Below are 8,741 nucleotides of genomic sequence, written 5' to 3'. Positions count from 1 at the left end.
GGTCCGGACTTCGGGAGAGAACTTGTTGGTCGTCTTGCTTGTCATGGCTCCACCTTCTCAGGAATTGGAGCCTCCGATCAACCCGGTGCGGTTCAATTTCCCGCATCCGATACTTCAAACTCCTTGTGAATCCATGTCCTACAAGGCTTTCTGACGTTCTTTTTTACGCCGACTAATCATTTTCGCGCGGCCTTCGAACCGATCGCGCGAGATGCTCATGGTTGAGGGGGGTGGGATGTTGGGTTCGGAACTCCTGCCAACATTCTGCGGCAGTGAAATCGTTTCTGGATCTTGGGAGACGAGATAGCAGATATCGCCGATGGCCTGTTAGAGGGCGTCATTGGTTGAGCGCGGCCATGCGTCGTGGCACGGATCGCTGCTTCGGCGACCAGACTCTTGTGGGCAGGAGAATGTCGAGGATGACGACATCGCTGCGTTTTGACGTAGGTCTCCAAGATGCGCCGGTTCCTCGGCGCGTCAACGGCGAAGGGGCGATGAGGCCATGGCAGCGTAGCCGGCGATGAAGGTCCTTTGAGCGCAGCCGTTGGCCTTTCATAAAGCGACCGCGTAGGCGCGTCATCTTAGTAGTGGTTTCGATGTCGTTGATTAACACCTGCAGATGCGGTTCAAGCCGCATTGGTTCAGGTCGAAAGCTGGACGCGCAACGGCACTTAAAAATCGGCTAGACCGGTGACTTCAGCGAAATCCGCTAGAAGCTATACTGTGGTCCTTGACTCGAACTTGACAAGATCAAGATTGATCATGCTCCTAAATTTTCGCACGTTGGGGTCGCTATAGAGCTTCTTCTTGACGAAAACGTAAAAGGCTTCAACGTCCTCGACAGTCACGACGAGGACGAAATCGACTTCGCCTGTAACCATGTAGCATTGCGTGATCTCCTTGGCCGCGCGCATCGAGCGCTTGAAGTGATTAACAAGATCAAGACGTTCACGGTCAAGTTCTACTGTCACAAAGACGGTAATCGACTTGCCAGAAGCCTTATGAGTTAGCGGCGACATATCCGAAACGACAAACATATTGTTCACTCGACGGCTTTATAGAGACAGAAGAACCGACAGTTCGGCAAAGGCCGCCGATTGTTCGCGTGTAGCCCTGTTTGGATCCTTTTGTCTAGGTCGTCCGCTGTCCAATGCTCACCTTATCTCAAAATTTAATATTTACTTAGCAATTTTAACTTTTGTATTGTTCACGCGAGGCATTCAGAGTCGCACATGATCAAAAATGCCCCTTCCCGCTCAACCCAAATCGTCCGAAGCGCGTCTCCTTGTTGGCGCGCTTTGCACAGCGACTAAGTCGCGGTCTGCACATTCGGCTACGAGGGGAATAGAAGAAGCGCCCGTGCCTCTCGGGTCGGGCTCTGTCAGGCACCAGATACTGCTTCTGGGGCCTCAAGTTGGCATAGTAACGGAAGTGTGGCGGGAACCCGATTGCGGATCGGCTCCGCCTTTGCAGGTATCACGCCTCAACGCCGCGGAAGGCGACGGGCCGCTGAACTCAGGCAAGGTTTCGGGATCGACACCCTAACGCTGGAGACGTCTCATGAAATCTCCGTTGCTCTGCCGCCCGTCGGAAGGAAACTGCAACGATTTTCTTGGCGCCGGAATTCTTATGTTCATTTGCAAGCGGCTTGGCCACGACTGTTCGTCCAGCCAATAATGGCTGCGGCGCAGGAGAACGATCGCCTTCGCAGCCGTGAACGGGCTCGCAACGAACGCGGCCAGCATTCGAGCCGCAAAGGGGCTATTGATGACTCAGGGTGTCCGCGACCTCAAACCGGCCAGACGAGACTGGCGTGAGACGCTTGAGGCGCTGGGCACGGCCGACGGGCGAAATCTGCCACCCTGCCACAAGCGCGAGATAGAGCGCGAGTTCCGCCCTTTCTGCTGGTGATCGAGATGATTGCGGAGGGTCGAAATCGAACAGCGCCAAGCCGCCGAGACCACGGCCCGGAAGCCATTGAGCTGTGCCAGCTGCGTGGCATCGGCCTGATGATCGCAAGCGTGCTGACGAAATGAGGTCTTCTTTTGCGATTTCCAAAACCGGTGTGAGGTCGCCGGCTACCTCGGACTTGCATCCAGTCCCTTGAGACAGTGGCGCAGTCAGCCGCGATCAAGGCATCCAGAGATCGAGCAACCCGCGTGCGGCGGCGAACCGCCATCGAAGCTTGCCTGGCTGTGCTTGCGCCACCAGCCTCATAGCGGTCTCGCGCGCTGGTTCCAAGAGTGGGGGCGCATCCGCCGCACCATGATCGTTGCCTTGGCGCGCAAACTGGTAGTCGCCTTGTGGCGGTCTGACGCCGGGGTTGCTGCCGGAGGGCGCCACGATGCAAAAATGGTCCATTGACGCGCCCCAGTCATCAAACAGTGTAACGGATTCTACAAGTAACTTCACATAATCTTTGCAACCTCTAACCGTGACGAGTGGTACGTTCACCCAAACTCGAGGTTAAGACAGCCAGCATCCGGTTACTTATAAGTATCTCGAGGGAACAAGAGCCGTGCTCTGATGGTCCAAGTCTCATATCCTCGCCGCAAACCACATATCAGCGTACCTAAGGAAAGTGACATGCCGACCCAACATTCCACCAGTTCCATCGACCCTGTAGGAGGCAGGGCGAGTTCCGCAACTAGAGAACTGGTAGAAGCGGCTGCCGATGAAGTTTGGAGGCCCCACCTGTACCACCAGTCGTTCGCGGACACAGACGCCGCAGAAATTATCGCGGATGATGGGCAGCAGCCAACGGTTCATTTTTACGACGGCGAGGCTCTTTGTTGCGGCACATTCGGCGAGTTGCTTCAAGGCCAGTTACCAGTAGGCTCCGTTTCCCGGGACCCTCACTTCCTTGTCACGATGCCCATCGCGCTCTTTGCGCGAGCTCATTTCATGCCGATTGCCGGCACACGAACCGTAACCGTTTATCCGTCACATAAAGTCAAAGCAAAACGATTGGCTGAGAATCTCGTGGGCGCGCTCGGCGCCTCAGGAGGAATCCTCTTTTTGCAATCCGAGCTCCCCGAAGGCAAGGGCCTAGCGAGTTCGTCGGCGGATCTTGTCGCGGCTGCACGATCAATCGCCTGCTGCTTCAAGCGCAGGGTCCGGACATCATTGATCGAAAAGCTAATGGCGGAGATCGAGCCATCCGACGGGGTGATGTACCCGGGAGTGGTCGCATATCAGCAACGAGCATGTAGCCTCATCTCCTTCCTCGGGCAAATGCCTCCGCTTGCAATCGTTGGTATTGATGAAGGAGGGACGGTCGAAACGGTCGACTATGATCAACGGCGAGGTGAAATCTCCGCCAGTCACAGAGCAGAATATCGTCAATTACTTGACAGCGCTCGGATAGCAATTCCGCGGGGTGACACGGCCACGATAGGCAGAATAGCTACGGCCAGCGCGCTCCTGCATCAGGAGCGGGCTCCAAAGGAGCATCTGAACACGATGCTGACAGCATCCGAGGCGAGTGACGCTCTCGGGGTCATAGTCGCGCACAGCGGCACAATGATTGGAATTCTGCTTGATCGAATGGCGGCCGACTTTCCACAGAAACTTCGGTCCGTGCTCGCGCATGTATCGCCGTTCGACAACTCGCCAAAAATATATCTGACAATGACTGGCCGCCGGTGAGGAAAGCAAAATGGACGCTGTTCGCAAAGGCCTGCCATTCGTCGGCTATTCCGATGCCTATGCTCTCCCCAGCGTTATCAGGTGTGAGACAAACCTCTATCTAGCGCAATTCGCATTCATGAAGCTTCTCCCTGCCAAGTACATCATTGAGCAAGCGCTGGCTCGGGGGACTTTGACGCACGGCATGAAAGTTCTCGAGACCTCGAGCGGAACCTTCGCACTGGGTTTGGCCGTAGTTTGCCGGGAACGTGGATTCCAGCTCGAAATCTTCACAGACCCAGTTATGGACAAAGGCCTGGAAAACAGGTTGAGCTCATTGGGAGCCGAAGTCGTCATAATAACTGAAAAGGCAAAGCACGGTGGTTATCAAAGAAGCCGCCTCGACGCATTACATGCCAGGATGAGACAGTTGGGGCACTGCTGTTTCTGGCCCCGGCAATACGAAACACCCGACAACCCCGCAGCCTATGAGCTCTTCGCCGATCAGATATCGGAGATGTTGGACGCCGACGTAACGTTGGTCGGTTCTGTGGGGTCAGGCGGTTCTACTTGTGGAACGATAGAGCACCTCCGTCAAAAAGCCCCTGGCGCACGCCTGATTGGAGTGGACACCTTCAATAGCGTCATTTTTGGCCAACAGGACGGCGAACGGAAACTGCGGGGGCTGGGGAACAGTCTTGTCCCCAAGAACGTGAAACATGAACTGTATGACGAGGTGCATCTCGTCTCGGCTCCACTCGCATTCGCTGCAACGCGAACCCTCCACGAGCGGCACGCCGTTTTCGCCGGTCCGACCTCCGGAGCGAGTTATATTGTGGGGCGTTGGCGCGCCCAGCAGTTTCCGGAAGAAACCGTAGTCGTCATATGTCCTGATGAAGGCCACCGCTACGTCGAAGCTGTTTACGACCAAAAGTGGCTCGAGCAGAACGGATGTCTACATGAAGGTGTACTCACGGACGCGCCGGCAACCGAAAATCATCCCTCGACGGCTCTCCCGCCATGGAACCGATATCATTGGAATCGGAGAAGCCGGGAAGCTGTCCTACACGTGCTGGAGAATGCTTCATGACGAACCGAGGTAGCTTCCTTTTCGTGGAAAGCAACACGACGGGCACTGGCGAACTATTGATCCAGCGCGCCAGTGCGCTAGGCTTTGAGCCGTATCTCGTGACCCGCAATCCTGCCCGATATGGCTTTCTGAATGACTCCGTCGCTCAAGTGATCGAAGCTGAAACGCGCAGTCCGGACGAGCTCATCGAGGTCTCCGCCAAACTGAGAAGGCTAGCAGGGATATACTCATCGTCGGACTATTTTGTGGAAGCAGCGTCAAGTGCTGCGACCGCGATCGGGCTACCAACGGCAAATACGGAGGCCATAGTTGCTTGCCGAAACAAATGGAAACAAGCGGCCGAGCTACAGCGGCAATCAATCGCGATCCCTGAAACTCGGCTGGCCACTTCCGTCAGAGACGTCGAGAACATACTTGCCCAAGCCACTCTGCCGGTGGTCGTCAAGCCAGTGTGCGGCAGTGGTAGCAGCGGCGTGAGGTTGTGCGATAATGCCGCAGCCGCCATCAAGGCGTTTGAGAGCGCAAGAGGCGCACTGCTCGATCAGGTGGATCTGCCCAGTCCCGACATCCTCATCCAGCAATATGTCGAGGGTAAGGAATACTCTGCGGAGATAATTGCGTACGATGGGACGCTGCATTGTCTTGGAATTCTTGCCAAGCACAAAGGGCCGGCTCCCTTCTTCGTCGAGGTAGGGCACGACTTCCCGGCCCCGCTTCCGGAGCCATCCCTCAAGGAATTAGCTTCTTTTGCCGCAGGCGCGGTGTCGGCTCTGGGCCTGAATTTCGGACCGGCTCATGTGGAGTTCGTGATAACGGAGTCGGGCCCCGTCATCATCGAGGTCAACCCCAGGCTGGCTGGAGGGATGATTCCAGTTATGCTCTCCCACGCCCTGGGAACGTCAATCCTTGACATGGTGATCAGACTTTACGCGGGAGACGGGTTCACGCCTCCACACGCGAGCGCAAGAGCGGGAGCCATCCGCTTCCAACTCGTTCATAAATCCGGCAAGCTCAAACGCCTGGGCTTTTCTGGAAATCCAGAGCCTAGAGTGCCTGAAGCAGGTCTTCTGAAACCTGAGGGAGAGGAAGTTCAAATAAATGGCGACTTCAGAGACCGGGTAGCCTACGCCATAGGCGTCGCTGATGAACTAAATGCCGCCGTCGCGGCAGCGCAACGGATGATCGATTCCATTGTAATCGAAATCGAGACAGCTACTGACGAAACGCCCAACACGCAAGTCGCTGGGTCAAGCGAGAGCGGGTGGAGCCTGCATCCCGATGCGATGAAGTTGCTCGCTCCACCTATCGAAATCTCACGCGACGGTCGCCTTCTGCAGTACCAAGCCGCCATAGATGAAGCACATTTGCTGATGCTCGCCGACCAGGGCTTGATCAGCCAGGCAGCCGCTGCCGATCTCCTCAAGCACATCTTGGGCCTCCGGGACGAGGGCTTTCAGTCTTTGGAGGGCCGCGATGCGCCGCGTGGCCTCTACCTTGCCTATGAGGCCGAACTTACCGCCAGAGCTGGCGCGGAAAAGGCCGGCTGGCTGCACCTCGCTAGGTCCCGCAATGACCTGAACGCGACCATTTCTCTCCTGGCTCTCCGGGAGGCTGCGTGTTCCATCTCGCAACAGATTGGAATTGCACAAGATGCCCTGCTTCAGCGAGCGGAACAGGCATCGAGACTAGTAGCTCCGCTCTACAGTCAATACCAGATCGCACTCCCCGGATCGCCAGGGCACTACTTGCTTGGCGTCTTCTTCGCTCTGGGGCGCGAGCGCCAGCGCCTCCATAGCCTGCTCGAAGACATCAGGAACTGCCCTATGGGAGCTGGTGCCGGCGGAGGCACCAGTATGCCGATTGATCCTTTGAAAACCGCAAGTCTTCTAGGATTTGAAGAGCCGTCGTTCAACTCACTTGATGCGGTCGCGAGCCGCGACCATCACCTGCAGGGGCTTTCTGTCTTCGCTGGGGTTTCAATCTTGCTCAGTCGTGTGGCCCAAGATCTGCAGGTCTGGACGACTCGTGAGTTCGCTCTTATCGACATTCCTCGAAATCTTGCCGGCGGCTCGTCCATGCTGCCCCAAAAAAAGAACCCGTTCCTCCTTGAACACATCAAGGGGTCGGCAAGCACCGTAATTGGCGCATACATTTCCGCGGCAACGGCTACCTGCAAATCGCCTTTCAGCAACTCGATCGAGGCAAGCAACTACGGCTGTTCTCCTCTGAGGCTTTCAGAGGAGGCCCTGAAGAGGGCTATCATCCTCACATCGCTTATCGTGAAATACATGTCGTTCAACGTGCAGTCGATGCGTGAAAATCTGGAGGACGGCACAGCGATGACGACCGTCGCCGCAGAACGGATGGCGTCGCGAGGCGTTCCTTTCAGGAAGGCCCACACACAGGTTGGCGAGATTGCCAGCCGCCTGTCTCAGGATAACTCCGTAGCGGAGTGTCGAAGCGAGTTGGCCAGCCACCTGGCTGATGTGTTGCCGGCAAGTCTTGAAGAGTGCAGGGATGCTCTGCAATTCGGAGGAGGACCCGGAAAACGATCAACCGACGGCCAGCTTTCCGTTGCAAAGACGCTTTTTCGGAGCATGCAGCTGAAATGCGCCGCGATATCGGAACGCCGGGCGTACGCTGAGGTGCTCCGCAAAAGGAGGGTGAAAGAACTCATCGATAAACACCGATCCACTTGAAGGAGTGGAGTATGTGGACAAAGCCTGGCGGGTGGTGCCTGTCTGGCAAGACCGATACCGGCCGATTATGACCTATGTGCGCGATTATGCGCACCCGTTGATTATGCGCAGCTCACCGGCACAGCTAGCCAGTTTTCTTGGGTAGATCAGTAAGATGGCAGCCGCATTCACATGCAAAAAGCAATCATCCTTCAGCCACAGCCCCGCGCTTGGTTGGAAGAAAGTATTCTTCGGCCCTTTGTTTCGCATACGGTGAGCACTTGCAGCGAAGGCGATATGCGCGCCCAGCACGCAGCGCGCCTATCTGTGCTGCGTCGCCCCTCAGGAAAGGTATGACCTGAAAGCGATCGGCCAGGGCGTTGTTATGCGCTTTCTCTCGGAAGACCAGCCGGCGTGCGCCTGCCCCGACCCGATCCATCGTTTGCGTCATGAGCTGCAGGCGGCGCTGGGTCATCTTCTCGAGCTGCTCAAAGCTGGCGGCGTGGTGCTGCAGTATCCGGCTCGCAAATCTGCCATCGAACAGGAGCTGACACGCTTCGAAGCCCACATGCGCGACGTCTGGGATTGGCGGACAACACGCGTCGGAAGCGTTGCCGAGTGGTCGAAGGATTTCTTGTCGAGCATTTCGACGAGCAGCCCATCTCCCTGGCGACCGTCAGCGCCACATCCATCCGCCGCTTCGTCCTTGGCAAACAGGGGCGAAGGCCCTCCACCGTCGCCGCGAATGGCGTCATCATTGGCTGCTATCTCCGCTTCCGCAGCTTGTCCAGCGACCGGTGGGCGGACTGAAGGCCGCGATCCCCAGGGTCGCACACTGGCGGTTGGCATCACTGCCTGAGGTGTGCTGACCGACACCGAGATCGACTAACTGCTGAGTTCCTTTGATCCGATGTTCCCGTCGCGCCTGCGGGCCTATGCGGTGGTGCGGTGTCTGATCGATCTCAGTCTGCGATCCAGCGAAGTCGTCAAGCTGCAGCTCGACGACATCAACTGGGCCGGGGCACGATTCAAGCTTGTCGGCACCAAGAGCCGACGTACCGAAGCTCTGCCCCTGCCGTCCGCGGCGGGAGCGGCGATTGCGGCCTATCTGCACGAGGAGCGGCCCACGACGAAAAACCGGGCCATATTTGTTGGCCAGCCCCCTACGACGAACCGATTTACGACAAAGCTGCAATGATAGGCCGGACACACGACTGCACTCGAGATGCGCTGCATGACCGACGTCAAATTTGAACCGCACCGGGTTGATCGGAGGCTCCAATTCCTGAGAAGGTGGAGCCATGACAAGCAAGACGACCAACAAGTTCTCTCCCGAAGTCCGGACC

The 8,741-nt window shown here is 56.9% G+C and carries 7 protein-coding genes; 6 read left to right on the top strand and 1 reads right to left on the bottom strand.

The window, feature by feature from the left end:
• Window positions 1-716: 716 nt before the first annotated feature.
• Window positions 717-1,037 carry an Lrp/AsnC family transcriptional regulator gene (locus tag C8D77_RS36945; protein WP_245951997.1) on the bottom strand — a complete coding sequence of 107 codons (321 nt, stop codon included), beginning with the start codon at window positions 1,035-1,037 and terminating at the stop codon, window positions 717-719.
• Window positions 1,038-1,767: 730 nt separating this feature from the next.
• On the opposite strand from C8D77_RS36945, the gene C8D77_RS37980 reads away from it, so the two are divergent.
• From C8D77_RS37980 to C8D77_RS36905, 6 genes are all read left to right on the top strand, one after another.
• A complete protein-coding gene (locus C8D77_RS37980; RefSeq protein WP_170136931.1) occupies window positions 1,768-1,911 on the top strand; it encodes a hypothetical protein in 144 nt (47 codons plus the stop codon).
• Window positions 1,912-2,586: 675 nt separating this feature from the next.
• Complete coding sequence (locus C8D77_RS36930) at window positions 2,587-3,648, top strand: GHMP family kinase ATP-binding protein (RefSeq protein ID WP_109672876.1); 1,062 nt, start codon at window positions 2,587-2,589, stop codon at window positions 3,646-3,648.
• 10 nt (window positions 3,649-3,658) lie between these two features.
• Window positions 3,659-4,717, top strand: coding sequence for a cysteine synthase family protein (locus C8D77_RS36925; protein WP_109672874.1), 1,059 nt, complete (start codon window positions 3,659-3,661; stop codon window positions 4,715-4,717).
• On the top strand, window positions 4,714-7,416 hold the full coding sequence (locus tag C8D77_RS36920) for a lyase family protein (RefSeq protein WP_109672871.1): 2,703 nt from the start codon (window positions 4,714-4,716) through the stop codon (window positions 7,414-7,416). The genes C8D77_RS36925 and C8D77_RS36920 overlap by 4 nt, the downstream gene beginning before the upstream one ends.
• A gap of 597 nt (window positions 7,417-8,013) precedes the next feature.
• The gene (locus C8D77_RS36910; protein ID WP_109672867.1) at window positions 8,014-8,205 is read left to right on the top strand and encodes a hypothetical protein; all 192 of its coding nucleotides are present in this window, start codon (window positions 8,014-8,016) and stop codon (window positions 8,203-8,205) included.
• Between the two features lie 100 nt (window positions 8,206-8,305).
• Complete coding sequence (locus C8D77_RS36905; RefSeq protein ID WP_109672865.1) at window positions 8,306-8,593, top strand: tyrosine-type recombinase/integrase; 288 nt, start codon at window positions 8,306-8,308, stop codon at window positions 8,591-8,593.
• The last annotated feature ends 148 nt before the right edge of the window (window positions 8,594-8,741 follow it).

The organism is Mesorhizobium loti (genome assembly GCF_003148495.1).
Lineage (GTDB): Bacteria > Pseudomonadota > Alphaproteobacteria > Rhizobiales > Rhizobiaceae > Mesorhizobium > Mesorhizobium loti.
The sequence above is the reverse complement of the archived record's forward strand: the minus strand, read 5'-3'. Positions and strand labels throughout refer to the sequence as shown.

Coding starts and splice junctions, on each gene's coding strand:
- C8D77_RS36945 (WP_245951997.1), bottom strand. CDS start 1,037: ATGTTTGTCGTTTCGGATATGTCGCCGCTAACTCATAAGGCTTCTGGC.
- C8D77_RS37980 (WP_170136931.1), top strand. CDS start 1,768: ATGACTCAGGGTGTCCGCGACCTCAAACCGGCCAGACGAGACTGGCGT.
- C8D77_RS36930 (WP_109672876.1), top strand. CDS start 2,587: ATGCCGACCCAACATTCCACCAGTTCCATCGACCCTGTAGGAGGCAGG.
- C8D77_RS36925 (WP_109672874.1), top strand. CDS start 3,659: ATGGACGCTGTTCGCAAAGGCCTGCCATTCGTCGGCTATTCCGATGCC.
- C8D77_RS36920 (WP_109672871.1), top strand. CDS start 4,714: ATGACGAACCGAGGTAGCTTCCTTTTCGTGGAAAGCAACACGACGGGC.
- C8D77_RS36905 (WP_109672865.1), top strand. CDS start 8,306: ATGTTCCCGTCGCGCCTGCGGGCCTATGCGGTGGTGCGGTGTCTGATC.